This is a genomic window from Rhodopirellula sp. MGV, from assembly GCF_002251265.1.
Lineage (GTDB): Bacteria > Planctomycetota > Planctomycetia > Pirellulales > Pirellulaceae > Stieleria > Stieleria baltica_A.
In genome coordinates this window covers 41,216-66,964 of the sequence record NZ_NPDI01000039.1, presented here as the reverse complement: position 1 = coordinate 66,964, position 25,749 = coordinate 41,216, and the positions used below count along the sequence as shown (strand labels likewise).

25 protein-coding genes and 1 tRNA gene are annotated in these 25,749 nt (G+C 55.9%); 13 read left to right on the top strand and 13 right to left on the bottom strand.

Annotated features, from left to right (window positions below):
• Positions 1-4: 4 nt before the first annotated feature.
• The gene (locus CGZ80_RS14035; RefSeq protein WP_094415431.1) at positions 5-1,234 is read right to left on the bottom strand and encodes a cofactor-independent phosphoglycerate mutase; all 1,230 of its coding nucleotides are present in this window, start codon (positions 1,232-1,234) and stop codon (positions 5-7) included.
• Positions 1,235-1,403: 169 nt separating this feature from the next.
• The gene (locus tag CGZ80_RS14030; RefSeq protein WP_094415429.1) at positions 1,404-2,513 is read right to left on the bottom strand and encodes a pyridoxal phosphate-dependent aminotransferase; all 1,110 of its coding nucleotides are present in this window, start codon (positions 2,511-2,513) and stop codon (positions 1,404-1,406) included.
• Between the two features lie 71 nt (positions 2,514-2,584).
• Between CGZ80_RS14030 and CGZ80_RS14025 the strand changes: the two genes are divergently transcribed.
• Positions 2,585-3,142: a DUF4416 family protein gene (locus tag CGZ80_RS14025; RefSeq protein ID WP_094415427.1), complete on the top strand. Its 558-nt coding sequence runs from the start codon at positions 2,585-2,587 to the stop codon at positions 3,140-3,142.
• A gap of 28 nt (positions 3,143-3,170) precedes the next feature.
• Here the strand turns inward: CGZ80_RS14025 and CGZ80_RS14020 are convergent, their stop codons facing one another.
• Complete coding sequence (locus CGZ80_RS14020) at positions 3,171-3,923, bottom strand: sulfite exporter TauE/SafE family protein (protein WP_094415426.1); 753 nt, start codon at positions 3,921-3,923, stop codon at positions 3,171-3,173.
• Positions 3,924-3,999: 76 nt separating this feature from the next.
• Between CGZ80_RS14020 and CGZ80_RS14015 the strand changes: the two genes are divergently transcribed.
• The 3 genes from CGZ80_RS14015 (at position 4,000) to CGZ80_RS14005 (ending at position 6,477) form a co-directional block, all read left to right on the top strand.
• Positions 4,000-4,449, top strand: coding sequence for a hypothetical protein (locus tag CGZ80_RS14015; RefSeq protein WP_143543921.1), 450 nt, complete (start codon positions 4,000-4,002; stop codon positions 4,447-4,449).
• A gap of 136 nt (positions 4,450-4,585) precedes the next feature.
• On the top strand, positions 4,586-6,049 hold the full coding sequence (locus CGZ80_RS14010; protein ID WP_094415420.1) for a multiheme c-type cytochrome: 1,464 nt from the start codon (positions 4,586-4,588) through the stop codon (positions 6,047-6,049).
• Between the two features lie 35 nt (positions 6,050-6,084).
• On the top strand, positions 6,085-6,477 hold the full coding sequence (locus CGZ80_RS14005) for a VOC family protein (protein ID WP_094415418.1): 393 nt from the start codon (positions 6,085-6,087) through the stop codon (positions 6,475-6,477).
• A gap of 34 nt (positions 6,478-6,511) precedes the next feature.
• Here CGZ80_RS14005 and CGZ80_RS14000 read toward each other — a convergent pair whose 3' ends face one another.
• Positions 6,512-7,192, bottom strand: coding sequence for a sulfite exporter TauE/SafE family protein (locus tag CGZ80_RS14000; RefSeq protein ID WP_094415416.1), 681 nt, complete (start codon positions 7,190-7,192; stop codon positions 6,512-6,514).
• Between the two features lie 246 nt (positions 7,193-7,438).
• Between CGZ80_RS14000 and CGZ80_RS13995 the strand changes: the two genes are divergently transcribed.
• Together CGZ80_RS13995 and CGZ80_RS13990 are read left to right on the top strand one after the other, a co-directional pair.
• Positions 7,439-9,745: a PSD1 and planctomycete cytochrome C domain-containing protein gene (locus CGZ80_RS13995; RefSeq protein WP_094415414.1), complete on the top strand. Its 2,307-nt coding sequence runs from the start codon at positions 7,439-7,441 to the stop codon at positions 9,743-9,745.
• Positions 9,746-9,748: 3 nt separating this feature from the next.
• Complete coding sequence (locus CGZ80_RS13990; RefSeq protein WP_094415412.1) at positions 9,749-11,203, top strand: DUF1501 domain-containing protein; 1,455 nt, start codon at positions 9,749-9,751, stop codon at positions 11,201-11,203.
• A 91-nt stretch (positions 11,204-11,294) separates the two neighbouring features.
• Here the strand turns inward: CGZ80_RS13990 and CGZ80_RS13985 are convergent, their stop codons facing one another.
• The 3 genes from CGZ80_RS13985 to CGZ80_RS13975 are packed head-to-tail and all read right to left on the bottom strand — an operon-like array spanning position 11,295 to position 15,805.
• The gene (locus CGZ80_RS13985) at positions 11,295-13,655 is read right to left on the bottom strand and encodes a serine hydrolase (protein WP_094415410.1); all 2,361 of its coding nucleotides are present in this window, start codon (positions 13,653-13,655) and stop codon (positions 11,295-11,297) included.
• 36 nt (positions 13,656-13,691) lie between these two features.
• On the bottom strand, positions 13,692-14,753 hold the full coding sequence (locus tag CGZ80_RS13980; protein ID WP_094415408.1) for a dipeptide epimerase: 1,062 nt from the start codon (positions 14,751-14,753) through the stop codon (positions 13,692-13,694).
• Positions 14,750-15,805 (bottom strand): DUF1611 domain-containing protein, encoded by a 1,056-nt coding sequence (locus tag CGZ80_RS13975; protein ID WP_094415406.1) that lies wholly within the window; start codon positions 15,803-15,805, stop codon positions 14,750-14,752. The genes CGZ80_RS13980 and CGZ80_RS13975 overlap by 4 nt, the downstream gene beginning before the upstream one ends.
• Before the next feature lie 320 nt (positions 15,806-16,125).
• Between CGZ80_RS13975 and CGZ80_RS13965 the strand changes: the two genes are divergently transcribed.
• From CGZ80_RS13965 to CGZ80_RS27615, 4 genes are all read left to right on the top strand, one after another.
• A complete protein-coding gene (locus CGZ80_RS13965; protein ID WP_094415402.1) occupies positions 16,126-16,656 on the top strand; it encodes a hypothetical protein in 531 nt (176 codons plus the stop codon).
• A 21-nt stretch (positions 16,657-16,677) separates the two neighbouring features.
• Positions 16,678-17,169 carry an ExbD/TolR family protein gene (locus tag CGZ80_RS13960; protein WP_094415400.1) on the top strand — a complete coding sequence of 164 codons (492 nt, stop codon included), beginning with the start codon at positions 16,678-16,680 and terminating at the stop codon, positions 17,167-17,169.
• A 104-nt stretch (positions 17,170-17,273) separates the two neighbouring features.
• Positions 17,274-17,957 carry a nitroreductase family protein gene (locus CGZ80_RS13955; protein WP_094415398.1) on the top strand — a complete coding sequence of 228 codons (684 nt, stop codon included), beginning with the start codon at positions 17,274-17,276 and terminating at the stop codon, positions 17,955-17,957.
• A gap of 482 nt (positions 17,958-18,439) precedes the next feature.
• The gene (locus CGZ80_RS27615; RefSeq protein WP_143543920.1) at positions 18,440-18,802 is read left to right on the top strand and encodes a hypothetical protein; all 363 of its coding nucleotides are present in this window, start codon (positions 18,440-18,442) and stop codon (positions 18,800-18,802) included.
• Here the strand turns inward: CGZ80_RS27615 and CGZ80_RS13945 are convergent.
• The 6 genes from CGZ80_RS13945 to CGZ80_RS13920 form a co-directional block, all read right to left on the bottom strand.
• A tRNA-Leu gene (locus CGZ80_RS13945) sits at positions 18,800-18,881 on the bottom strand. The two genes, CGZ80_RS27615 and CGZ80_RS13945, sit on opposite strands and share 3 nt — an antisense overlap.
• A 129-nt stretch (positions 18,882-19,010) precedes the next feature.
• Positions 19,011-19,544 carry a 50S ribosomal protein L9 gene (gene rplI, locus CGZ80_RS13940; protein ID WP_094415394.1) on the bottom strand — a complete coding sequence of 178 codons (534 nt, stop codon included), beginning with the start codon at positions 19,542-19,544 and terminating at the stop codon, positions 19,011-19,013.
• 80 nt (positions 19,545-19,624) lie between these two features.
• Positions 19,625-20,116 (bottom strand): single-stranded DNA-binding protein, encoded by a 492-nt coding sequence (gene ssb / locus CGZ80_RS13935; protein ID WP_094415392.1) that lies wholly within the window; start codon positions 20,114-20,116, stop codon positions 19,625-19,627.
• 190 nt (positions 20,117-20,306) lie between these two features.
• Complete coding sequence (rpsF, locus tag CGZ80_RS13930) at positions 20,307-20,705, bottom strand: 30S ribosomal protein S6 (RefSeq protein ID WP_094415390.1); 399 nt, start codon at positions 20,703-20,705, stop codon at positions 20,307-20,309.
• Between the two features lie 24 nt (positions 20,706-20,729).
• Positions 20,730-21,308 (bottom strand): aminoacyl-tRNA hydrolase, encoded by a 579-nt coding sequence (gene pth / locus CGZ80_RS13925; protein WP_094415388.1) that lies wholly within the window; start codon positions 21,306-21,308, stop codon positions 20,730-20,732.
• A 24-nt stretch (positions 21,309-21,332) separates the two neighbouring features.
• Complete coding sequence (locus CGZ80_RS13920; RefSeq protein WP_094415386.1) at positions 21,333-21,914, bottom strand: 50S ribosomal protein L25; 582 nt, start codon at positions 21,912-21,914, stop codon at positions 21,333-21,335.
• 549 nt (positions 21,915-22,463) lie between these two features.
• Between CGZ80_RS13920 and CGZ80_RS13910 the strand changes: the two genes are divergently transcribed.
• From CGZ80_RS13910 to CGZ80_RS13900, 3 genes are all read left to right on the top strand, one after another.
• Positions 22,464-23,279 carry an MBL fold metallo-hydrolase gene (locus tag CGZ80_RS13910; RefSeq protein WP_094415464.1) on the top strand — a complete coding sequence of 272 codons (816 nt, stop codon included), beginning with the start codon at positions 22,464-22,466 and terminating at the stop codon, positions 23,277-23,279.
• 191 nt (positions 23,280-23,470) lie between these two features.
• Positions 23,471-23,734 (top strand): DUF485 domain-containing protein, encoded by a 264-nt coding sequence (locus CGZ80_RS13905; RefSeq protein WP_094415382.1) that lies wholly within the window; start codon positions 23,471-23,473, stop codon positions 23,732-23,734.
• Positions 23,731-25,662 carry a cation acetate symporter gene (locus CGZ80_RS13900; protein ID WP_094415380.1) on the top strand — a complete coding sequence of 644 codons (1,932 nt, stop codon included), beginning with the start codon at positions 23,731-23,733 and terminating at the stop codon, positions 25,660-25,662. Before CGZ80_RS13905 ends, CGZ80_RS13900 begins: the two co-directional genes overlap by 4 nt.
• The last annotated feature ends 87 nt before the right edge of the window (positions 25,663-25,749 follow it).

Here is a 25,749-nt window from a genome sequence, read left to right as displayed (position 1 = left end):
GCGATCAGGAAGTGACTTTGGCAGGTGCGATGAACTCGCCCATCAAGTCCCAGCCCTTCTCGAATCTTGTACCCGCGGCTTCGGCGGCAACTTCGTCGTAGGTCGTTTGGGTGTCCGGTTCGATTCCGTCACCTGCCATGACCAGCGGCACCATCCCGTGCGTGTGTTTTTTGGTGCTGCAATACGTTGGGTGGTCGGGCATGACCAGGATGCGATGTTCGCCGTGTCGATTCAACGCTTCGACAAGAGGGCCGACAATATGCGTGTCGATCTGTTGCAAGGCTTCGATCTTGGCGTCGTGACGACCCTCGTGCGAGGCTTCATCGGGGGCTTCGATATGCACGCAGACCAAGTCGTACTCGTCGAGTGCTTTGCAGGCCGCTTGACCCTTCGCAGCATAGTCGGTGTCCAGGTAACCGGTAGCCCCTTCGACTTCGATCCGCGGCCACCCTGCTAGGGCGGCGATTCCACGTAGCAAATCGACGGCCGTGATCATGACTCCTTTCACACCAAAGCGGTCTTCGAAGGACGGCATCGACGGCGCGCCGCCAAGGCCCCACAGCCAAACGTTGGTCGCCGGACGTTTTCCGGCGGCAACGCGTTTTTGATTGACCGGGTGGTCGGCGAAAACCTCTGCCGAACCGTTCATCAGCTTGACCAGCAGATCGCTTCCCGGGCCGCGTGGGAAATCATCGGTGATCGGTAAATCGGTGATGTCGTGCGGGGCCCGCGAGCGAGTTTCGCCCGAAAATGGTGCCGGTGTGTTGGCGTCGCCGCGATAAATCAGCAGGTTGCGGTAGCTGACGCCGGGGACGAATTCGAAACGTCCGCCATAGTCGCCCAGCAACGCTTCGCCGGCCGCGTTCAACAGTTCCGTCGCTTCTTCGGTGCTGATGTGATCGGCGGTAAAGTCGATCATCACTTGGTCTTCGATCGTGACCAAGTTGCATCGGACGGCAAAGTCGTGGGGGCCGAGCGTGATTCCGCCCGCTGCGGCCTCCAGGGGAGCACGTCCGGTGAAGTATTGGTCCGGGTCGTAGCCGAACAAACACAGGTTGGCGACTTCGCTGCCGGCCGGATACTGCGGTGGTGTGTTGTTCGAGAGGGCAAGGCTGCCGCGTTTCGCGATCGCGTCCATGTTGGGAAGCGTTGCCGCTTGCAATGGCGTTTTGCCACCGAGTGCTTCGATCGGTTCGTCCGCACATCCATCCGGGATCACGATGACGTACTTCATGGGCCTATTTGCAGGGTTGGTGGCTCGCAAGCCAGTTCGACGAAAGAGGAATCGCCCCTTAGTGTCCCGCGCGGACCGAAAATGCGGAAGGGGCGTTAAACGGCCTTGATTCCGCAGTTTCCAGTCACACGATGTTCCGTCGATGCGTCCCGCTTGTGGCGGATCGGGACTAACCCTTTGCCAACTCTGTCAAGACTGCGGCACCTTTGCGAAGCGTTTCGTCAGTCGCGGCGAAGCTGATGCGGAAGTGCGTGTCTTTGTCGCTAAAAATCTTGCCGGGGATGATCAGCAGCCCACGTTCGATCGCTCGATGCACGAATGCCTCGCCGCCTTCGTTTCCGGGGGCTTTTGCGAATAGATAAAACGCCCCGCCCGGCCGCGTGAATTCAAAATCGTCCTGCAGGAGATCGCAGATCAGGTCGCGTTTGTGGCGGTAGTCATTGATGTGACCGTCCAGTGAAACCTCCATCGCGCGAAGGGCACCCCACTGTGCCGGTTGTGGCGAGCAGACGAACGAGTACTGCTGGACCTTCAGCATCGTGGCCATGATTTCGCGAGGGCCGTGAACGTACCCCACACGCCAGCCCGTCATCGCGTGGCTTTTGCTGAACCCGTCGATCACGATCGTGTCCGGATTGAACTGTGCGGGCGACACGAACTCGCCGTCATAGTGGAACCGTGAATAGATTTCGTCGCTCAAAAGCGCGATGCCTTTGTCGGCGGCCAACTTGGCAACCGCTTCGAGCTGCTCTGCGGTTGCGGTCACGCCGGTTGGGTTGGCGGGACTATTCAGCAAAATCATCTTGGTCTTGTCGGTGACAGCTGCTGCAATTTTGTCGGGATCCAGTTCAAACGTCGGATACGAATCGACGGGGACCGGAACGCCGCCACACATCTTCAGCAGTGCCGGGTACATGACGAAGTACGGATCCAGGTAAATCACTTCGTCACCGGGATCGATCATCGACATCATCGTCAACATCAACCCGCCGCTGGTGCCGCTCGAAACAAACACGTCGCGATCGGGATTCGGGTATTTCGCTTGCACTTCACTCGCGATCGCTTCACGAAGGGGTGCGATTCCTTGGGTCGGCGAGTAAGCGTTCTTGCCGCTGCGGATCGCTTCGATGGCGGCTTCCTGGATCGATTCCGGGACATCAAAATCCGGTTGTCCGATCGACAGGTTGATCGGATCCTTTAACTTCGCCGCCAAGTCAAAGACTTTGCGAATTCCGCTGGCATCAAATGTGGTGGTGCGTTGGGCGATCCAAGGATGCATGGGTTTGCTATGCTGGCCGGTGAAAGGAATAGTCGATTCAGTGTTTGGGAATTCTACACAAGAGTAGCGTTGTGGCAGAGGTGCTTTACGTCGAACCGGTGATTCGCTTTTGCGCAGTGATTTCACACAACGAACAGGTCCGCAACGAAGCGATCGAACGCATTGCCAATCGTTGGGGGCCGATCTCACTGCAAAGTGAACCGCTGCCCTTCATTGCCGGTGGCTACTACACCCAAGCGATGGGCGGTGACTTGAAAAAAGTGCTTGTCGCGTATGGCGACCCGATCGACGCCGACACGATGGCGGACTGGAAACGGTGGACGAATGACTTGGAAATCGAGTTCGCGAAACGCTTCACGTTCGAAGAGCGTCCGCTAAACCTTGACCCGGGATACATCACGCAAGCAAAGTTGGTGCTCGCCACTACAAAAGACCGCGACCATCGTGTCTATCTTCGTGATGGGATCTTTGGCGAGATCACGTTGACCTATACCGCCAAGCGTTGGGTACACCATCGCTGGACGTATCCGGATTACCGAACCGACGATGTCGCCGCATTCGCAACGGACTGTCGCAACCGATTGCGTGACCACTTGCGCGACTCGACCGGTTTTCGTCAGCGGCAATAGTCACCAATCAGATCGTTGAACATTGCCTTTACCAAAATGCCGAAACGATCAACTTGGTTCCCGTCGCGATCATCACCACGATCAGGAATTTAAAGATCAACTGGTTGCCTTTCTTGATCGCCAACTTTGCACCTGCGAAGCCGCCCAGCAAATTTCCGGCTGCCATGACTAGTCCGGGAACCCAATCGATCATGCCGTAAATTGCGAACATGACCGTTGCGGTCAGGGTAACTAGGAATGCGACCCAATTCTTGATCGCGTTGCCCGATAGCAGGTCACCACCCGTTGTCCAACTCATCGCCAAGAGGACCAGAATTCCCATGCCGGCTTGGATGAATCCGACATAGATCCCAATCGCAAAAAACACCGGCGTGATGAAACGATGGGACGACGGATCCGGTGTCATTGATTTTGCGATCCGTTTCGGGTTCTTCGCCAATACCACTGCCATCGCAAGGAAGATCAAACCGAAGACCGGCTCGAACGCATTCGGCGGCAGGTACACCGCTGCCAATGATCCAACCGGTACGCCCAACATCGTCGGCCAAGTCAGACGCCACGCCATGGTGCGATCGAGGTGTCCGTGTTTGTAAAACGTCGCGACGGCGGAACCGCTCGAAAACAGCACCGCAATGCGATTGGTCCCGTTCGCAATCTTGGGATCCAGGCCGAAAAAGATTAACGCTGGCAACGTCAAGAACGAACCGCCCCCGGCAATTGTGTTGATGATTCCGGCGATAAAACCGGCAGTGGCCAATAGTGCGTACGTGGCGATTTCCAATAAACTCTCTCGGCAAGGGAAGCAGACGCGAACAGTCTAGCAACAAGGCTACGAAACGCTGGCGTGAAACACAGGCATGCCAGCCCGCACGAGTGGTACCGGTCGCTCTTGTTTCACGGTGAATGTCACGGAATCACTTGATCCGCCGGGGGGCTGGTCCGATGAAACCTTCGCCGGCACGACGCTGGCGGCCACAGGTAAGATGTGGTCAAGCCTTGTCCCTGACGATGGATTTACGAGCTTTACGATGTTTCATTTCCAACTTTATCGCAAAGCCTTGTCGGGGAATCAGCCGCTCAGCGAAGCCGAACTCAGGCAACTGGAACCGAACGAACGTTTTTTCTATGCCGACCTCGCTCGCAAGCGTGGCTTCCCAATGCCGTCGTGGTTCCTGAACCTCATCGCACAAGAAAACCCATTGGCGCTTGCCAGTGGAAAAGACGCGTCAGCGATCAAGTCACACCTGCACGCAAGGCACGCGAGCGCGCCCCAGACACAAGTATTGTTTCAACGTCGTGCGGCGTAGCTGATTGATCTTGGGATCGAACGGGTCGGATCTTTGACAAGAACCGCTACTTGAGCAGGAAAGCACAAGAAGCTTGTCGTGTACAATGGTGCGTTGTTGGTTCACCCTTTTTTGCCTCTGACGTGTCATCTGCTGCATGTCGAAATCTGCTCTCGCATTTGTCGGTTTGGCCGTCGTTCTGTTGGTTGCCGGTTATTGGTTGACAGCGAATAACGGGGGAACCGATCCGGCTGACTTAGATCGTTTGGTGCGCCGAGAAACGTTGCGTGAAAGTCAACAAGAACTCGATCGAATTGACAAACGATTGAGCTCGACGGAGATCGAGCAACTTGCCGAAGAAGGGCGTGGTCAGCCGGTCCCAGCAAACTTGGTTGCCCGTCCGATGCCAGATACGAATTCGTGGTTTGTCGGTCGCGAGAAGTTCAAGGTCGGTGTCGAGGTTCCGTTCCAGCCTGGGCATCTGCCAAATCCGGCACCTGATGTCGAGGCCGTCCATCAAAATCCAGGCTTCCTGGGGGCCGAATCCTGCCGCGAGTGTCACGAGTCGATCTATCAGTCGTTCATCGAAACGGCACACCATCGAACCTCTCGGCCGGCGACGCTGGACAATATCGCGGGGGCTCTTACGCCGCCGGATAATACGCTGCTCACGCACAGCGAAGATGTATCGTTCGAGATGATTCAACGCGATGGCAAAGCGTTTCAACGCGCGAAGTTCTTTGACTGGATGTTCGAAGTCCCGTTTGACATCACCGTCGGATCAAACCTACTCGGCGAGTCCTATCTTTACTGGCATGGCGACAAGCTTTACCAACTACACGCGTCGTTTTTGACGGAGCCGGATGAATGGGCCAACAGCCCAGGTTTCGTCGATGGGGATGCCATCTTCGCCCGCGAGATTCATACCGCGTGTTTAGAGTGTCATGCGACGTACGCCGATGCGAGACAAGACGACGCCCACTTTACGCCGAGTTCCTTGATCTTGGGCGTTTCGTGCGAACGGTGTCATGGCCCCGGAAAAAGTCATGTCGATTTCCACCATGCCAATTCGGATTCGTCACAGCCGCATGACATCACGGTCCCATCGGCGCTGACCCGTCAACAGCAGATGCAGGTCTGTGGACAGTGTCACACCGGGGTAAGGGAACTGCTTGACCCGAAAGGTTTTCAGTTCCGGCCTGGTGACACGTTGGAGGATCACTATGCCGCACAGGATAGCAACGAAACGAGTGCTAACGGGGTTCACACGAGCAACCAGCTCGAACGACTATCACAAAGCGAGTGTTTCAAGCAATCTTCGATGGCATGTGTTGATTGCCATGATCCCCATCGCAATCAACGCGGGCAAATGGCCACCTTTTCGCAGCGTTGCTTGGAATGTCATGAACGTTCAAACTGCGGGATGTTTGAACGAATCGGGGAATCGATTGATTCGAACTGTATCGATTGTCATATGCCCAAGCGGGCGACCGAGAACATGTCGATCGAAACTGCGAGCGGTGATGTCTTTCCTCCGCTGCGTGACCATAAGATTCGTGTCGATCCGCTTTCGACGCAGTCTTACCTAAACGAATTGAAGCAGACTGCCCAAGGTCGTTAAGCAAATCAGATCCTTTACCAAGGCGCAAGTGTCAAATGTCGACTCGACCAACTTTCCTCGAAGCGTTCCCGTATCTCGAGTGTCTTAGTACCTTGCCGGTCACGGACATTGATGCCGCATCCGCATGGTATGCCGACCACTTTGGCATGGTGGAAATTGCCCGTTCGGCCGAACCGCAGCCTGCGGTCACGATGAAACGTGATCAGGTTCAAATCGGTTTTGCGATGACCGGCAAAGATCCGGGGCAAGACGGCGCAGCGATTCTGGTCAGCGAGATCGAGCAACTACGCAGCGACTTGGAAGCCGCCGGCGTTAATGTCAGCGAGATGAAAACGGATGAACGTGATGGCAAGAAGCTACACGCTTTCTTCGTCGTCGCTCCCGACGGGCTATGTTACTACTTTCACCAGCCGGTCAGTCAGGACTAACAACACGACTAGCAACAGGACTAACAAGCCGACGCTACAGTCCGACCTTCATGAGTGTTCCGCAGCCGATGACTGCGATGGCTGCGGTCGCATGGCTGTAGCTGTGCAGGTGTGGCAACTTCACCAGACGCAGTCCATACGTCAACGCCATCACCGCAGTCAGCATCGTGCCGAGCGTCGCGAGAGTGAATGAGGAAACGACCAACAGCACCGCACCGAAGTTGGCTTCCGCGGCCGGGTACATCAGCAACGGGATCAAAACTTCACAAGGCCCAAAGACGAAGATCAGAAACAACACCCATGGGGTGACGGACGACCGTGTTGATTGGTCGACATTTTCCCCGCCATGGGAATGGTCAAAGCTATGATGTTCGTGGGTGTGTGGAATCCCGCGCATGAGCCGCGCAACTGCCCAAGTTAAATACGCGAGTCCGAACCCAATCAATAGCCACGCTGCCCCGTCGCCGCGAAACGATTCCAGTGATTCCAGATGGAACACGGCGGTGCCCAAGACCAAGCCGATCGATCCAATCACGACGGATCCCAAAACGTGTCCGATCCCGCAAATCGATGTGATTAGGAACGTCTTCCGCAGCGACCAGCCGTTCGCTTTGCTCATCGCAACAAAGGGAACATAGTGATCGGGGCCCATCAACGTATGCAGCAGGCCGACGGAAAACGCGGTGACAACCAACAAGCTAACTTCACTATCCACGGAACAAGGTACCGGCAAAAAGTTAAACCAAGAAGACGTTCGATTGAAGCGAATTGTGTGGCTTTCGAAGCCTGCTGAAAATAGCACCTCGGCAACTTTGCGGCTGTTTTTCTGAGCTTGGCAATATCAACGATCAGCAATCCGTCACTCGGATGTCACCCTTGTGGCATGACAATCGACTAGAATCGGAGACAGCGAAAGTTACCTGACCCGCCTCACATCATCGCTTCCCACCGAAACGAAGTCATGCGATTTCGAACGAACCAGTGGCCGAGATTTGTCCGCCTTGCGATCGGATTGGCCGTCGGCGTTTTCGCTTTCAACCACCAGATTCTCGCGTATGACTTTGCCACAACAGTCCGTCCGATCCTGTCAGACGCTTGTTATCACTGTCATGGGCCTGACGCTGACGCACGTGCTGCTGACCTGCGGTTCGATCAAAGGGATGCGGCGATGGCATCCGGCGTGCTTTCGTCCGGCGAACTGCTCGCACGACTTACCAGCGACGATCCAGAACTGCGGATGCCGCCGCCCAATGCGAACCGGCCACTTCGTCCAAGCGACCGTCAAATTTTAACCGACTGGGCCAGTGATGACGCGCCCTGGCCAGAGGACGATCGACACTGGGCCTTCGTCCCTCCAAAGCGACCCGGTGTCCCCGATGTCAGTCGAACGGATTGGCCGATCAACCCGATCGATCGATTTGTGCTTGATCGTTTGGAACGTGAGCAACTCGAGCCATCGCCTGCAGCGGACAAAGCAACATTGCTACGCCGTTTCAGTTTCGATTTGACCGGGTTGGCCCCCAGCGAAGACGACTTGCAACGGTTTCTTCTGGACGAATCACCAGATGCCTATGAACGCGCCGTTGACCGTTTATTGCAATCGCCGCGCTATGGCGAACACATGGCCGTCGGTTGGTTGGAAGCCGCACGCTTCGCCGACACCGACGGCTACCAGAATGACCGCCTACGTTACATGTGGGTCTGGCGTGATTGGGTGATCCATTCGCTCAACCAGAATTTGCCATTTGATCAGTTCGTGACGCAGCAACTGGCCGGCGACTTGATTCTGGACCGAAATTTTATGACGCAAGTCGCGACCGGATTTCAACGCAACCATCGCATCAACTCCGAAGCGGGATCGATCCCGGAGGAATGGTTGGTCGAATATGTTGCCGACCGTGTCGAAACCACCGGAACGATGTTCCTGGGCCTGACGATCAACTGCGCTCGCTGCCACGATCACAAGTACGATCCGATCACCCAGGCAGAGTTCTACAAGCTGTTCGCGTTCTTCAATGGGATCGACGAAGCCGGATTGGGGCCCAACGATGGCAACAGCCCGCCGTTTGTCGCGGTGCCACAGAATTGGCCGTCATTGTCAGACGAGGAAATGGCATTCGTCGTTCCCGATCCGATGGAGATTCGGATTGTCCAAGGGAACGTGCCGCGTCCGCAAGCCGGATCGCCGGAAACGGTCATGGTGATGCACGAACTGCCCAAGCCACGCACAACCTATCTGTTGCGTCGCGGCCAATACGACCAGCCCGACCATTCACAGGAACAAACGGCGGCTATTCCAGAGGCCATTGGGAACTGGGATGAAGCATGGCCTCGGAACCGCTTGGGACTCGCGAATTGGCTGACCGACGCACGACACCCGCTGACGTCGCGAGTGACCGTGAACCGCTTTTGGCAACACTTCTTTGGGACCGGGCTTGTCAAAACTAGCGAAAACTTTGGCATCCAAGGCGATTTGCCCAGCCACCCGGAACTGCTCGATTGGCTGGCGACTGAGTTCATTCGGCAGGGCTGGGACATGAAAGCGATGCATCGGTTGATTGTCACCAGCGCAACGTATCGCCAACGGTCGATCGCAACAGCAGCGGCGTTTGAAACCGACCCCGAAAATCGCTTTTTGTCTCGCGGTCCAAGGAAACGATTGTCCCCGTTTGCGATTCGCGACAGTGTCTTGCAAGCGAGCGGATTGCTGGAACCTATCCTTGGCGGTCCTTCGGTCAAGCCGTACATGCCGCCCGGGATTTGGAGCAGCATTTCAAATTCAAAATACAAACGCGATGACGGTGCGAGTCTGTATCGGCGAAGTCTCTATACCTATTGGCGACGGACCCTGCCACCGCCAACGATGATGGCGTTCAATGCCGCCGCTCGCGAAACCTGTATCGTGAGGTCGGACCAGACGACAACGCCGCTTCAAGCGTTGACGTTGATGAACAACGTGACCTTTGTCGAAGCGGCGCGGCAGTTGGCGGCGAAAGCGATCGCTTTGCACGATACGCCACGGGAGCAAATCACGAGGGCCTTCGTCTTTGCGATCAAACGTTTTCCGAGTGAAGGTGAAGTCGCGCTGCTGTGCGAGGATTTCGAAACGTATTGTGCGGAGTTCGCCGCCGATCCGGCCGCAGCCGAAAAACTGTTGTCGATCGGCGAGTCTTGCTGTGACGATTCGATTCCCAAAGCCCAGTTGGCCGCGTTGACATTGGTTTGCAACACCATCTTCAATCTCGACGAATCGATCACGCTGAATTGAATCATGGATCCACTCAAACGATTTCTAGCCGAGTCGAATCGCCGGAGTTTCCTTGCCGGAACACTGGGGTTGGGATCGGCAGCACTCGGGACGCTATTGAATGCCGACTGCTTGGCGGCTGAGATCGCATCGGATCAGCCGAACCCGGCGGACGCGATCACGACCGCAGCACCTCCGGCCAAACGAGTGATCTATCTGTTTCAGTCGGGCGGTCCGTCGCAGATGGATTTGTTCGATTACAAACCGGGGCTAGCGAAACGCTTCGGTCAGGAAGTTCCAACGTCGGTCTACCCTGCCGAACGCAAGACGACGATGACGTCGGGGCAAACTTCGTTTCCGGTGGCCCCGTCACGCTTCAAGTTCAAACAGCATGGCGAATCCGGCGCATGGATCAGCGAGACGTTACCGCACCTTGCCAATGTCGTCGACGAGATCTGTCTGGTCAAAAGCATGTTCACCGAAGCGATCAATCATGATCCCGCGGCGACATTGTTTCAAACGGGATCTGTCATCGCCGGTCGTCCCAGTCTTGGGGCGTGGGTGGACTATGGTCTCGGCAGCGAAAACGAGAACTTGCCGTCATTCGTCGCAATGACATCCAACGGTACCGCCAAAACAGGACAGCCGCTTTACGATCGCTTGTGGGGATCCGGGTTTTTGCCGGGGCGATACCAAGGCGTCAAGTTTCGTGGCCAAGGCGATCCGATTCTGGATCTGTATGACCCCGCCGGAGTGTCACGGCAGCAGCGGCGACGCATGCTGGATTCACTGGCCGAATTGAATGGCCAGCGATCGGACCAGTTCAACGACCCAGCGATCGTGACGCGTATCGCCCAGTATGAACTGGCGTATCGAATGCAGATGAGTGTCCCCGAGCTGATCGATTTGTCGGACGAGTCAGCGAAAACGTTGGCCATGTACGGCGACGATGCGACCAAGGTTGGAACCTACGCCTACAACTGCTTGCTGGCCCGACGTTTGGCCGAACGTGGCGTTCGGTTCATTCAGCTGTACCATCGTGGCTGGGACGCACACAACAACACTCCCAAGCAAGTTCGCGCCCAGTGCAACGACACCGACCAGGCGACCGCTGCCTTGCTTCGTGATTTGAAGCAACGTGGGATGTTGGAAGATACCCTGGTGATCTGGGGCGGTGAATTCGGACGAACGATCTATTGTCAGGGCAAGCTAACCGATTCGATTTACGGACGAGATCACCACCCCGGTTGCTTCACGTATTGGCTGGCGGGCGGCGGAATCAAACGCGGATACAGCTATGGTGCAACGGACGACTACAGCGTGAACGTGACCGAAAATCCGGTCCACGTTCACGACTTGCAAGCGACGATCCTCAGCCAACTCGGGCTCGATCACGAGCGATTGACTTATCGATACCAAGGACGTTACTTCCGTCTGACCGACGTCGCCGGAAACGTTGTCCGCGACATCCAAGCTTAGCAGCTTGGTCGTTGTCCAATGCCGCTTCTCGCTCCCGCGAACCTCGCGTTCTGCTCTCGCGCATTTCTAGGACCGCTAGGATGCAAGTTGCCTATTGGGAAGCCTCGCCGAGCAGTTCTTCGAAGGTGGCGTTGCCGATGCGGTACTTTTTCCAATCTTGGTAATCGAAGTGCCACCACTCGAATTCGTACACTGTGAAGCCGACTGATTCCATGGTGCGGCGAAGGTGGTCACGGTACCAACGTTGTTGTGAGGTACCGCCGGGATAAAGCGGGAACGATCGTGCCGAGAACTCATCGTATCCCGCGACCATTTGAATCGGTTCGCCGCTGTTCAGATCGTACAGTGTGATGTCGACGGCGCAGCCACGGTTGTGACGTGATCCGTTGGCCGGGTTGGCCACAAAGTCTTTGAACTCGCCCGGTGTGGCGTCCCAAAACATCTTGGTGACATGCCACGGGCGATACGCATCGTGGATCAGCAATCCGAGATCGTGCTCGCTAAGTTTGCCGTTGGCCTGTGCGACCGCCTTCGCCGCGTCACGTTGCATGAACGCCTTCGGCTGTTTGTAGAACACCGCACCGGTGAAGTTGTTGGTGGTTGCGTAACGGATGTCGAGATGAATGCTCGAATCAAGTCCGACGACTTCAGCGAGATCGGTTGGGTAGAAATCGCCGGTTTCATTCGGAGGCGAGGCTGCCAATGCCCCGTCACGAAGTTGATCGATCGGTTTGACCGGCGTGATTTTGAACGTCTCGCCGTCTTTGGTGCCGATTTCACGTCGCGGAAAACAAACCTCTGCGGCAACGACTTCGGTCGCAACTCCGTCCCCACCTCGCTCGAATTTCAGCCCTTCGCCGTGGTACAAGCCATAGTCGGGAAACGCGAATTCGTTCTCGTTGATCGGTGTCAGCGGGTAGTAATAAAACCATTCGATCAACGCGTACAGTTGGCCGTTTTCTTCCAAGATGTAGAGTGTGTTGTGGTCCCATCCGTATTCGCCGATCAGCCCTCTCCAAGAATCCGTTGCTGGAGCCGGCGGTTGATCTGATTGACGCTGATAGACTGTTTCTCCGATGCGTAAGTGCTGTTGATCGACCAGTTCAACCTCGGTTCCGAAACCGATCTCGTCGTCGACAATGATCACGCCGTTTGTCGCGTCGGCTCGCAACTGATGCATGAACGTACCACGTTGCATCCATACATTGCCGTCCAGTTCGTTGATCTTTGCAAAGCGGTCTGTGTTGTCGGGATCTTGATAGAGTCCAACCAACGTTTTTCCGCGACTTGGCGGGATCGCCGTCGTTTTGCGATAGTCTGGCAATGGCTGGTCGTCTTGGACTGCCACCATCAAACGCAAGGCGTAGTCGGTCAATCGTTGGACGACTCCGTTGGTGCCGTCCAGCGAACAGGCCGCGACGACGCCCAGTTTACGGTTGGGAAGAGCTTCAAGCTGAGTCGAAAAGCCATACACCGCGCCGCCGTGGCCGACACGTTTCATCCCGTCAAGTTTGTCGATGTGAAATCCGAGACCAAAGCCAGTGGCGTTGCCCTTCGCGTCTAAAATCGGCGAAGTCATTTCGGCAAGCGATTCCGCCGTCAGTATTTGGGCCGAGTCGGTCTTTCCGTTTGCGAACAGGACGACCATGAACTTCGACAGATCGGTGACACTGGAATAGAGGTTCCCGGCCGGGCCCGTTCCCAATAAAAACGTAGAGGCCTCAAATCGACGTCCGTCATAGGTTCGCATCCAGCCGGTTGCCAAGTCCGATTCAATCTCGGGCCCAGTCACAAAGCTGCTGGACGTCATGCCGAGCGGTTCGAGAATGGATTGCCGGACGTAGTCGGGGTGTGATTGGTCGAGTCGACTTTCCAGTGCGGCGCCGACCACCGCGACGGCGGCATTGGAGTATTTCGTCCGTGTACTTGGCGCGTACACTAAGCTGGTTCGATTCAGGCTGGCGACGGTGTCGGCGAGAGACGGTTCCTCGGGATCAAAGTAATTTCCAACCGGCGATTCACGGACCAAGCCGGATCGGTGGGACATCATTTGACGCAAGGTCTGCGTTTCGCCGAACGGATTGGTTGGCTGGAACGTTGGGACATAGGTTTGTACCGGTGCGTCCAAGTCGATCTTGTCGGCTTCAACCAATTGCATCACCGCAACGTCGGTAAACAGCTTCGAAATCGATCCGACGCGATACACCGTGTCTGCTGATGCTGCGGTTTTCTGTTCGGCGTCCTGAAAACCGAAACCGTCTGACCAAACGACGTGATCATCGTCGACCAAGGCGATCGAAAACGCAGGCAGATCTTTTTGTTCAACCTCATGACGGACGGCCGATTGCAGCCGTTCCAAAGCTGGCGTGTAGTCAACAGCCGCTGCCGTTGTTTGTCCGGCAACTAAGCCAACTAAAAGGAAGCAATAGAATCGCATGCGGGTCAACACCATTGAAGATTGCTCACTGAGTTAGGCGCCGTAGGTCAGTTACTCATCGCTTTCGACAGTTTCCCAAGCACCGGGTTTGGGGCCGGTCAGGAATTCGATGCCGCTGCCGAATCGGCCGCTAAGCTTGATTTTGCCACAATCGATCTCAACGCCTTCGGCAACGTCTTTTGCGATCAGGACTGCGCCGTCCAGGTCGGCATAGTCGAGCAGCGGCGCTAACTGCGCGGCGCCGGAGATTCCGACGGAGCTTTCCACCATGCAGCCGACCATCGTTTTTAGCCCGAGTGACTTCGCTTGCTTCAGCATCCGAACGGCCGGAGTCAGCCCACCGCATTTACAGAGTTTGACGTTCACACCATGGAATCGTCCGGCGCAGCGTTCGACGTCCGCTTCGACTTGGCAACTCTCGTCCGCGACGATCGGAAGCGCCGCATTCTTGTAGACGAATTGATGGTCGTCGTCCGAAGCGTCCGCTGGCAACGGTTGTTCGATAAACTCGACGCCCAGTTCCTTTAACGCGACTGAATTCTTGACGGTTTGTTTGGCGGTCCAACCGCAGTTCGCGTCGATCCGAAATGTCGCGATGCTGTGATCACGCAGCGCCCGAATAATGTCGACATCATGGTCGGTCCCCAGCTTGATCTTGTAGTGGCTCCAGCCGGGGTGTGCGTTTAACTTGGCGAGCATCGTTTCGATGCTATCGATGCCGATGGTGTAGCTGGAATCAGGGATTTGGTCCCAGGAGAGATCAAGGATTTCGTACGTCCATCGTCCACTCAGTTTGCCGGCAAGGTCGTACGCGGCGAGGTCGATTGCCGACAACGCGAACAGGTCTTTTTTGAACTTTGGAAACAGCTGTGTCCAAAGCTGATCCGGTGCGGTGAAGGTATTAGATTCGATCATGGGCAGTTGCTTTTGAATCGATTCCGACATCGATTCGATCGTGTGCCCGTAATAGGGATTCTCGGTGACTTCACCAAATCCATGCACCCCTTCGTGTTCGAGTTCGACGATCAGTGAACGCTGGACATTGATCGAACCGCGAGCGATCGTGAACTCGTATTCCAGCGGCAACTCGACAGGATGCAGTTGAACTTTCACAGACTCAGTTCCTTTTGCAAGGTCTCGACGGCATCGGCGAGTGCGCCGGCTCCGTCGCGATAGACATCACAGGTTGGCAAACCGAATTCCGATTCGACGCGCGCCTTTTCTTTGGCGGCTTCCTCATCGCTGACTTTGCGACCATTCATCGCGATCCCGATCACACGGCTGGGATGACGTAACGCGGCTGCCGTTTCATACGCCGAAATCAGTTGACGCAGTGAACGGAGCGGGATGTTGTCCAAACCTTTGACCTCTGTCCGGCCGACTTCGTACACAAAGATTAACCCTTGCGGAGCCGAACCGTGCAGCAATCCGAGCGTCACGGCGGAAAAACTGGGGTGCGACAAACATCCCTGTCCTTCGATCAGCACGATCTCATGGTCATCGTTTCGCCGGACCAGACGTTCTGCGGCGCCGTTGACAAAGTCGGAAACCACACAGTCGATCGGGATTCCCTCACCCGAAATCATGATTCCTGTTTGTCCGGTGGCGAGAAATTTTGCGTCATGGCCACGTCGCGCCAACTCGCGCTGAACCTCAATTGACGCGACCATTTTGCCTACGGTGCAGTCTTGGCCGATGGTATGAATTCGCAGGCATCCATCACGGAAGGGCTGTCCCGTCGCCGTTTCCTTCTCGTCGTTCTTACGGACATCGATCAGGCGGCAATCGTGATGTTCAGCCAGGCGGACCAATTCGGTATCGTTTGACAGAAAATCATGAAGTCCTGAAATGATGTCGATCCCTTTGGCTAAGGCTTCGATCAGCACCGGACGCCATGTCGCCGGCAGCTTTCCGCCGGGCGGTGCGATCCCGATAAAGATCGCGTCGGTGCCTTCCGGAATCACGTCCACGACGGGGATACCGTGCCCTGTCGAGAACAACTCACCACAATCCGTCCCGGAGTGCTCGTGATCAAACACCGCGATCACGTCGTCCGTTCGATAACGCAAAATGCTAATTGCCGTTTTGGCCAGGAACGGCGTCGAATAACCGTCGGTCAATAACAAGATTCGATGGTAACCCGTTAGCGAAACCGGTTGCGACACGATGGACTCCCGAAAGCCTGTGATGGATTGATGATTGAATTTTGGCAGGGTGAATTCTGGCAGAGTCGAATTTTAGCAGAGTCCATGCGTTCGCATCGCCGCCACGATGACGCCTCCTTAGTGAAGCGTTGGTTTCACGGTGCGTGGCAGCAAATTTCGAGTCCAAACCGTGAATCTGAGCAAGGACAATTTGCCGGGAAATTGCTACACTCCGCCGGTTTAGAAAATCACGACCGCTGTTCAATCGCACCCTGCCTGGAGCCACAGCGGTCGTCATTGATTGTCAATTCACAAGACCAAGATTGTCGGAGTGTTTGGGAATGAAAATGCAGTGGTGGTCCAGTTGCGTGTCGGTTGCCGTTGTCACGAGCGTGCTGTTTGTTAGCGGGTGTGGGAAGATCGCGAAGAAGGCGGCCGAGCAAGCAATCGAATCGGAATTGGAAAAGGACGGCGGTACGGCCGATTTCGACCTGACCGAAGACGGTTTCAGTGCCGAAGTCGACGGCGTTGATGGGAAAGCACAGTACGCGATCGGTGCCAGTGCGAAGGTGCCTGCCGATTGGCCGAGTGACATTCCTGTCTTTGACGGTCTGAAGCTAAACATGTCACACGCCAACAAGGACCAAGGCACCTTTGTCATTCAAGGCAACAGCACCGCCGGATTCCAAGAGGTCATCGATTTCTATGCCGCCGCCGCAGCCAAGGAGGGTTGGAAGGAAGAGTCGGTGAGCAAGCAAGGTGATTCGATGTGGATCCAGGGTTTGTCGAAAGACGGACGCATGCTGACGATCATGGTCGCCGCAAGTGACGAAGGAACAAGCGTGACGCAAACAACCAATAGCAACGATTAACCTTTGACGGATGTGGTGACGATGATCCAACGAATTGAAAGCGGTATTCTGCCAACCGATCACACGTCACCACGTCGTCGTAGCAATGCGAATGCGGTTGCATCTGAACTGGACATGACACCCATGGTTGATGTCACGTTCTTGTTGCTCATCTTCTTTATGGTGACGGCCGCGTTCAGTCTGCAAAAAGCGTTGGCGATGCCAAGTCAACAATCAGACCGGGCGAGCCAGCGTGTGCAGGAACCTGTCGAGACGCTGCGTGAAGTCATCGCGGAAATCGATCCACGCGGCGGAGTGGTGATTGTTACCGAGCGTTGGCAACGCGAAATTGTTGGCAAGCAAGCTCTGGTGACGACGCTGCGCAGTGCCGTTTCGAGTCAGCCAAGTGAGATGCGATTGATGGTGCGAGCTCATGAATCCGCACCGCTTCAGTCACTGGTCGATGTCATCGATGCGGGGTGTATCGTTGGCATTTTTCAATCGGCAATCAAGGTAACGGACTGGGCAGGCTAGGGGCTACCGAGATGAGGGATTGCCGGATTTCGCCAGTCGGGAAAAGATGAAGTCGCAAAACAACATTGACGACTTCGCTCGCTGCCCCACACCACTGGACGACAATGTCTGCCCAAGATCAATCCGCTTCCAACAAGTCCAGCGATTTGGACCGCGTCGCAAAAGTCATCGCTGCTCGCAAGACCTTGAAGGTGCTCGGTGATCCGGCAGATCCGATCGCGATTGCGACGGAGGTCGCTTCGGTCCGTGATGCTCAGGTGCTCGACGCTTTGCGAGTCGCCGGGATGGCTCCGTTTCACTATGACCGCGCAATCGACTCGATCGCCGAGCCTTGGCGGGCGCATGTGATTTGGAATTCGGGTTGCCGAGACGTCGCCAATCGATTGCCTGAATGGATCGGTGCAGAACAGTCCGCGGGCAAGCTTCCGGCGATGTTCGCCGCTTGCGGTGCGGCCGTCCTGATCACATGGTTGCCACAGTTTCGTGACCAACCGTCGGCAAAGCCTGAACAAATCGATGTCGACGACGAGCACTTGGCGGCATCGTCTGCGATGGTGCAAAACCTGCTTGTGTTGCTGACTGCTGCTGGGATGGGAACGTATTGGTCCAGTGGTGGCGTGGTCAAGCAACCCAGTGTCTCGCAGCAATTCGGAATCGGTTCGAACGAAAAGCTGTTGGCGGTTGTCTTCGTCGAATACCCCGAAACCATGTCAGCCGAGATCGAACGCAAGCCTGGCAAGCACCGTGACAGTCGCAGTGACCGCTGGATCAAGCAGGTGAAGCTGTAGTAACGCTACAGCAGATTGGCAGAAGGCCATAAGCACCATAGGCTGAGGCAACGCCCCAGTTCACAGGCACTGCAGGTTTCGCGTTGCTTAGTAGGTGAAATTGACCTTCGGCCAATGACCGATGTGGCCAACCAAATTCCTACGGCGTTGCCGCAGGCTACGGTGTGCGAGGCCTTCGGCCATAGGACGCATCAGCAGATTGGCCGAAGGCCATGAGTACCATAGGCTGGGGAAACGCCCCAGTTCACAGGCACTGCAGGTTTCGCGTTGCTTAGTAGGTGAAATTGACCTTCGGCCAATGACCGATGTGGCCAATCAAAATCCTACGGCGTTGCCGCAGGCTACGGTGTGCGAGGCCTTCGGCCATAGGACGCAGCAGCAAATTGGCCGAAGGCCATAAGCACCATAGGCTGGGGCAACGCGCCAGTTCACAGGCACTGCAGGTTTCGCGTTGTTTAGTAGGTGAAATTGACCTTCGGCCAATGACCGATTGGGCCAATCAAATTCCTACGGCGTTGCCGCAGGCAACGCTGTGTCAGGCCTTTGGCCGAAAGACGTCGACGACGTCCGAATATCGTGCGCCATCGATCCTCGACACACAAAATCGCGTCGAGCGCCATCGGCGGTGTACTCAAACGCTCGATGAACTGAAAAAGCGAACGAAGGCTGACGATTTCAAAGCCGCCCAGGCCGAAAGAAGATCGAACCTCGACAAGGCAAAGGTGATGCGAGAACGTTGTGGTTCGCAAGGTGATCGAACGGCTGCAATTCCGCACGGTATCGATCAGAAATCGGTAACCCCGCGCATAAAAAAAGCCGTTTCCCTTATCAGGAAACGGCCATAGGGCTGACAGGAGTCGAACCTGCACTTCCGAAGAAACTGGAACCTAAATCCAGCGCGTCTGCCAGTTCCGCCACAGCCCCTTGTTCGAATTAACTGACGCACCTGCACTACGACGACATGTGATGTGACTGGCAGGTTCACATGCGTCGATTGATATCGCAGGGTGCGTGAGCCGGCGTGCGTGTGCACCGGCTCGTGGTCACCGAATACTACGCGGTGGGAGCGTCTTCGGTCGCGGTTGGGACGACCCAGACTTTCAAGCTGGCGTCGACTTCGCTGTGCAGGTGAATTTTCACCGTGTACAGACCCAATTCGCGGAGTGGACCGTCGAGGCGGATTTGATCGTTGGCCATGGTGAAGCCAGCTTCCTTGAGGGCACCGACGATTTCGTGCGGGCCGACGCTGCCGTAGAGGTGGCCTTCGTCGTTGGCGTTGGCTTCGATCGTGATCGATTGCTTGCCCAGTTCGTCTGCCAAATCGCGGTAGCTTTTCAGCTTTTCCAGTTCGATCGCACGCAATTTCTCGCGGTGCTTCTCGACCATGCGTTTGTGGTGGTCGGTGGCAATCGTCGCCATGCCCTGGGGCAGCAGGTAGTTTCGTGCGAAGCCGTCTTTGACTTCGACGATATCGCCTTGCTTTCCGAGGTGCTCTACATTGTGAATGAGGAGCAGTTGAATTCCGCCATTAGGACCTTGGGGAAGCCGTTTGAAGGGTCGTTTGACGGTGCGTCCGTGACGTGGCATCGTTCTATTTCTGGGCGAGGGTTGGTGGATGTTCTGTGGTCTCGAAAGCCGGGCGTTGTCGCCTGGTCAGTAGAGTTGGATCAGAATGGAATATTCGGGTCTTCGTATCCGGCTCCGCCGCCGGTCGGTTGTGCATCACGGGCACCAGCGCCGCGTTGCTGATATTGTGGTGGTGGCGAATCGTAATCGCTTTCGTATTCTGCCGTGCTTTGTCGGGACGATCCGGCCGGACCACCGGCACCCGTCCTCCCTCCGAGCATTTGCATTTTTTCGCAAATGACTCGCAGTTTGCTTCTCTTTTGACCATCGGTTTCCCAGCGGTCCAGTTTGAGCCGACCTTCGATCAAGACCGGCGAACCTTTGGAAAGGTACTCGCTGGCGACTTCTGCGTTGCGTCCCCAAAGGGTAACGTCGACAAAACAGGCTTCTTCGACCCAATCGCCGCTTGCTGTTTTTCGTCGATCGTTGACCGCGATCGTGACGTCGGACACGGCTTGTCCGCTGGGGATGTACCGCAATTCAATATCGCGTGTCAGGTTCCCGACCAGAATGACTCGATTGAAGCTTGCCATTTCGATCCTGGTTGTGCATGCGAAGTTGGACGAGGAAACATGCCGCCGGCGTATCGGCCGCAAAACGAACAGGCCATTTTAGGCATCAATTCACGGATGAACAGGGCCAACAACGTGTTTCACGCGTCATTGGAAGGCGAAATGCGAAATTTCGCCGCTGTTTACCCAGTTGAACCGAGCGTTCAAATGACTAGTTGTCGTCGGACGAATCGTCGCTGTCGCCAGCCGCTGCTGCTTCGCCGCTTGGTGCGACTGGAGAAGCTCCGCGAGCGTTCGCCAGGATAGGTTCAACCAAGCGAGGGTCCAGTTTGATCGTCATTTGACGCAGGACAGGCTCGCAAAGTTGGAATGCGCGATCCAGTTTAGGAACTTCGCGGCCTTCCATTTCGAAGTAGGTCAACCAGTAGGTGCCTTTTTGGTGTCCTTCGATTGGGTAGGCGAGCTTTTGCTCCATCCACAAGCGGTTGACTTCAACCTTGCCACCGGCTTCGGTGATCAGGTCTTCGATCTGCTTGCTGACTCCACCGGGGTCCCGTGCGTAGTGGTTGCTATCCAGGATGCACAAGGTTTCGTAAGTGTTTTTCGCCACGACGTTACTCTTTCACTGTTCAGGTTACTTCGGTGCAGCCGGGTCCGCGTTGAATTCGCTCATGGTTTGGCCGACTCCGTGGTTGACGAAGCTGATTGTGGCATGAGCGGCTCGCGTAGTGGCAGCCTCGAAGGTCTCTTGTTCTTGCTTGGAGAATTTCCCCAAGACGTAGTCGTTCACCGCCCAGCCTTCGGGAGGGCGTCCAATCCCGACTCGTAATCGTGGGAACGATTCCGAGCCAAGATGCCGAATGATATCTTTCAAACCATTCTGGCCTCCGGCACTTCCGGATGGCCGCAATCTCAGTTTGCCACTCGGCAGATTGAGGTCGTCGCAAACGACCAGCAAGTCCTCGAGTGACAGCTTATAAAAATCCATGGCTTTACGGACGCTTTGTCCGCTGGCGTTCATGAATGTGTGCGGTTGCAGGATGGCCGCTTTCTCGCCTCCGATCGACGACTCGCAGAGTTCGCCTTCGAATTTGGTTTTTGTCGCACTGGCCGAGGTGAGTACCGCGACTTTGTCAGCGACGATGAAGCCGACGTTGTGTCGGGTCAGTTCGTATTTTCGACCTGGGTTTCCCAAGCCAACAATCAACTTCATCTTAGCCTGCTCAAACTGGCGAGATTACTCGTCGCCTTCTTCCGCGTCGGTCGCTGCTTTGGCGCCCTTAGGCTTCTCGATGTGGAAGACCACGGTGTCGGCTGGGGTGACCAATTCGACGTTCTCGGGCAGTGTCAAATCGCCGGCGCTGCGGTGTTCACCCGCTTTGACGGGAGTAACGTTCAGCGAAATCGATTCTGGGATCGCTACGGCTGGGCAGCTGACTTCGACTTCGTGAGCGTTTTCGATGACGATCCCGCCTTGCTTGCCGCCTGCTGGGTCGCCTTTGAAACGGATCGGCACGGTAACCGTGACGCGTTCGTTCATGTCGACACGTTGCAGGTCGATGTGCAGAACTTCGATGCCCAATGGATCGAACTGCAGATCGCTGACCAGTGCTGTTTCTTTAACTGCACCTTCCAGCTCGACAATTTTGCTGTGATGACGCAAGATCGACTCGACGGTCTTGCGATCGATCGACAGGTGTTCGTTTTCTTGCTTGTGCCCGTACAAGACGGCAGGAATTTGACCGGACTGGCGCAGCCGTTGCGAAGCTGCGGTGCCGAGCTTGCCTTCTCGTTTTTGGACCTGTACCACTTCCGCCATCGCGGATCACCCTGACAAATTGATCTGTTCTGTTAATTCCATGCCACAGCTGAGCGACTGACTCATGTGGAGTGCAGTTTGTGCTGAAGTGGTCCGCCGGCGTGGACAAATACTGTCCTCTGTCGGCTTTGGGAACCATTCATTTTGGCTCAGGCCGGGCCCTCACATTCGCCGCAACTCGCAGCGAAGCGGGTAAGTATGTCACGCTAGCGATTCTCTGCAAGCCCAAACGGCACGGAGATTGCCGTCATTCGTCAAGGTCGATTCGCCAAGTCCAGTCAGAATTCCCAAGCCCTTCGCTTTTCGCTGCGCCGCAGGTTCCGTAAAACCGTTTATTCGCCCCATTTAGTGGCTCGATTGGGCGGTAGGAGCCGCTGCAACCGGCACAGTTTATTGGGACGTCATCGTTTTGGAAGTTCGGGCGTTGATGCATCACGGTTTTCCCGACCCGTATCCATGCGTTACCGGGTTGCGTACTCTGTCCCATGTGCCGGGTGCCGTTCCGCCGGGCTCGAATCTTGGTTTTGGCAGCTTTGGTGAGTGACCGCGATGACGTTTGTTCCAGAAACCAGTGATCCCGGTACTGCCCTGGTGACGTTTCTTGGCACGGGAACGAGTGTCGGCGTCCCGGCGATCGGGTGTGATTGCGAGGTCTGTCAAAGTAGCGATCCGAAGAACAGTCGGTCACGCTGTGCGATCACCGTTCGGCTTCCCCAAGGAACGCTGCTGATCGATACCCCGCCGGATCTACGCCAGCAATTGCTTCGCGAGCGGATTCGCTTGGTCCATTCCGTTCTTTATACGCACGAACATGCCGACCATATCTTTGGTTTGGATGACTTGCGATTGATGCCATTTCGGCTTGGTCACGCCATCCCGCTTTACTGCACCGAAATCGTCGAAACGCAAATCCGCGCCGCATACAGTTATGCCTTCACCGAGCGTGAGGACACGCACCCTGGCGCGACGCCGAAATTGCAACTGCATCGTATCGACGAAAGTCCGTTGGAGATTTTGGGCCAGCGGATCACCCCGATCCCAATGAAGCACGGGCCGCACTTTCATGTGTTTGGCTATCGCATCGGCGACTTTGCGTACTGCACGGACACCAATTTCATCCCCGATTCGTCGATCGAAAAGTTGCAAGGCGTTCGCACGCTGGTCGTCGGCGCACTTCGTGATGAGCCGCACCCGACGCACTTCAATCTGGAAGAAGCGATTGACGTTGCAAAAAAGGTCGGCGCCCAGCGGACGCTGTTAACACACACCGGGCACCAGTTGGAGTTTCACGCGACCAACGCCAGCCTTCCCGCTGGCGTCGAGATGGCACACGACGGCATGCAGGTCGACGTCTGTTTGTCATAGGTCTCCATGGGGGGCGACGCGCCGTATCCCTTACGTGACTGCGTACTCTCTACGGCAGGCACTTCTTGCCTCGCGTTGTTTTTCTGGAAAGCAACACGCCAATGATGGCATTTGGTATATTACGCCTCCCACCTGAATGAGTTGCCCACCTTTAAGTCATCCCACCTCCCTCTTTCCTGCCTGAGGCTTCCATGTCATCGCTGCCGGATGCCAGTCGTTACAACGCACGTTTGGGACTTTGGCTGTTCGCGATTTACTTACTGCTGTACCTGGGGTTTGTGTTGCTGAGTGCGTTTGCCGCATCGGTGATGGAACGTCCGGTCTTGGCGGGCTTGAATCTTGCGATCGTGTACGGTTTCGGTTTGATCATCGGCGCGTTGGTGATGGCTCTTATCTATGGCGCGTTCTGTAAACGCGATACCGAATCAACCGGGACGTCGGGAGACAGCGAGTGATTTACGATCCTTCTTGGGTTGCGGTCTTTGTATTTTTTGGGTTTGTCGGTGCCACGGTCGGCCTGAGTTTCTTTCTGGGGCGGAAAGCCAAATCGTCGGAAGGTTACTTCGCCGCACACGGCCAGATTCCTTGGGCAGTCAACGGGATCGCGTTTGCCGGCGACTACTTGTCCGCCGCGTCATTCCTTGGCATTTGTGGAATGATCGCGTCGTACGGCTATGACGGATTTCTTTATTCGATCGGGTTTCTTGCCGGTTGGATCGTCGCGCTGTTCGTGATCGCCGAACCGATGAAACGATTGGGGCGATTTACGTTTGCTGACGCGTTGGATTCGAAGTTTGATTCACGCGGGATCAAAGCGGCCGCCGGGATCAGCACGCTGGTTGTCAGTGTGTTTTATTTGATCCCGCAGATGGTCGGTGCCGGTTCGTTGATCCAGCCGCTACTGGGATTCCCACACTGGGTCGGCGTTGTCCTGGTGGGTGTCGTGGTGATCACAATCGTTGTGACTGCCGGGATGGTTTCGACAACGTGGGTACAGTTCCTGAAAGGCTCGCTGTTGGTGATCTTTAGCGCGATCCTGGTGTTCTTGTTGCTCGGGCGCGGATTCAAGGCACAACCCGAAGCGTTCGAAGAGATCGGCCCGATGGCCGAAGCCGACGTGTCGGCAGAAATCATCGACGGTCGCCAAGTCCTTCCGGCCGAGGATGGTTGGGAAGAGCATCCCGATTTGATTCGATTGGCGGACGCGAATGGACACGGGTTTGATTTGTTCCAAGTTCAGCCCGCGAGGCTCGAAGGTCTGGTCGTGCTGCGGAAGGCTCAGGCGATTCGCAAAACCGACGATGCGATCCTGATTGACGGTGCACCCAAAGGACGCGACGAAGGTCAAAAACAGATTCAACCCGTCGGTACGATTCAAGTTTTACCGGAGGGCAAAGAAGAAACGGGCGGACTAGGTCTGGTCAGTTTCTTTACGACGCTGAACGACAGTCGTGTGGTGTTGTGGCGTAACAAAACGGTCACGCATGCAGACGGCACCAAGACCACGGTTCATTTCCAAAAGCTGACAGACGGCAAAGAGGTTTTGCGGCCAGGGGAGCACCCCAAGTTCGCCGGGATTCGCGGCGATTCGATCATCGGCAAGTTGAATTTTCTGTCGCTGATGTTGGCGTTGTTCTGTGGCACGGCATCGTTGCCGCACATCTTGATTCGGTACTACACAGTAAAGGACGGCGCGGCGGCGCGTAAAAGCACGATCGTCGGAATCGCCAGTATCGGCTTTTTCTATGTGCTGACGCTGTACATTGGCTTGGGCGCGATGACGAGCGGTTCGATGGATTTAACCGACAGCAACATGGCCGCACCGCTTCTTGCACGCAGCATCAGCACGTGGCTGTTCGCGATCATTTCTGCGATCGCCTTCACGACAGTTTTGGGAACGGTCAGCGGGTTGATTCTGGCAAGCAGTGGCGCGGTGGCGCACGACCTGTTGGTTGGCGTGATGGGCATCAACTTGTCAGAGGATAAAAAGGTCCGGATCGCCAAGCTGTCTGCGGTGGTGGTCGGTGCGATCGCGATCGTGCTCGGGATCTTGTTCAAAGAAATGAACGTTGGGTACTTGGTCGGCTGGGCGTTCAGTGTTGCGGCCAGTGCGAACTTGCCGGCGCTTGTGATGCTGTTGTTCTGGAAAGGCACCAGCAAGCAAGGCATCGTGGCAAGCGTGATGGTCGGCATGATCAGCTCGCTTGGTTGGATCTTGCTGTCCAGCGATACTTACAAATCCGTTTATGGATGGGACCCCGAAACCGCGATCGCCCCGTTCAGCCAACCGGGGATCATTACGATCCCGCTCGCGTTTGTCACTTTGGTGGTGGTTTCGTTGTTGACGAAGCCTGCGGGTTCCCCAGAACTGTCTACTGATTGATTGGTGTTTGCGATGCTGTGTCCAATGGGTTCGTTTCGGTTGTCGTTGGCGCTGGTTTGTCTTGTGTTTGTCGGCTGTCATCGCGAC

Excerpts from the sequence above, each read along its gene's own strand:
- CGZ80_RS14035 (WP_094415431.1), bottom strand. The coding sequence starts at position 1,234 with ATGAAGTACGTCATCGTGATCCCGGATGGATGTGCGGACGAACCGATC.
- CGZ80_RS14030 (WP_094415429.1), bottom strand. The coding sequence starts at position 2,513 with ATGCATCCTTGGATCGCCCAACGCACCACCACATTTGATGCCAGCGGA.
- CGZ80_RS14015 (WP_143543921.1), top strand. The coding sequence starts at position 4,000 with ATGCCAGCCCGCACGAGTGGTACCGGTCGCTCTTGTTTCACGGTGAAT.
- CGZ80_RS14010 (WP_094415420.1), top strand. The coding sequence starts at position 4,586 with ATGTCGAAATCTGCTCTCGCATTTGTCGGTTTGGCCGTCGTTCTGTTG.
- CGZ80_RS14005 (WP_094415418.1), top strand. The coding sequence starts at position 6,085 with ATGTCGACTCGACCAACTTTCCTCGAAGCGTTCCCGTATCTCGAGTGT.
- CGZ80_RS13995 (WP_094415414.1), top strand. The coding sequence starts at position 7,439 with ATGCGATTTCGAACGAACCAGTGGCCGAGATTTGTCCGCCTTGCGATC.
- CGZ80_RS13990 (WP_094415412.1), top strand. The coding sequence starts at position 9,749 with ATGGATCCACTCAAACGATTTCTAGCCGAGTCGAATCGCCGGAGTTTC.
- CGZ80_RS13985 (WP_094415410.1), bottom strand. The coding sequence starts at position 13,655 with ATGGTGTTGACCCGCATGCGATTCTATTGCTTCCTTTTAGTTGGCTTA.
- CGZ80_RS13965 (WP_094415402.1), top strand. The coding sequence starts at position 16,126 with ATGAAAATGCAGTGGTGGTCCAGTTGCGTGTCGGTTGCCGTTGTCACG.
- CGZ80_RS13960 (WP_094415400.1), top strand. The coding sequence starts at position 16,678 with ATGATCCAACGAATTGAAAGCGGTATTCTGCCAACCGATCACACGTCA.
- CGZ80_RS13955 (WP_094415398.1), top strand. The coding sequence starts at position 17,274 with ATGTCTGCCCAAGATCAATCCGCTTCCAACAAGTCCAGCGATTTGGAC.
- CGZ80_RS27615 (WP_143543920.1), top strand. The coding sequence starts at position 18,440 with ATGACCGATTGGGCCAATCAAATTCCTACGGCGTTGCCGCAGGCAACG.
- rplI (WP_094415394.1), bottom strand. The coding sequence starts at position 19,544 with ATGCCACGTCACGGACGCACCGTCAAACGACCCTTCAAACGGCTTCCC.
- ssb (WP_094415392.1), bottom strand. The coding sequence starts at position 20,116 with ATGGCAAGCTTCAATCGAGTCATTCTGGTCGGGAACCTGACACGCGAT.
- pth (WP_094415388.1), bottom strand. The coding sequence starts at position 21,308 with ATGAAGTTGATTGTTGGCTTGGGAAACCCAGGTCGAAAATACGAACTG.
- CGZ80_RS13920 (WP_094415386.1), bottom strand. The coding sequence starts at position 21,914 with ATGGCGGAAGTGGTACAGGTCCAAAAACGAGAAGGCAAGCTCGGCACC.
- CGZ80_RS13910 (WP_094415464.1), top strand. The coding sequence starts at position 22,464 with ATGACGTTTGTTCCAGAAACCAGTGATCCCGGTACTGCCCTGGTGACG.
- CGZ80_RS13905 (WP_094415382.1), top strand. The coding sequence starts at position 23,471 with ATGTCATCGCTGCCGGATGCCAGTCGTTACAACGCACGTTTGGGACTT.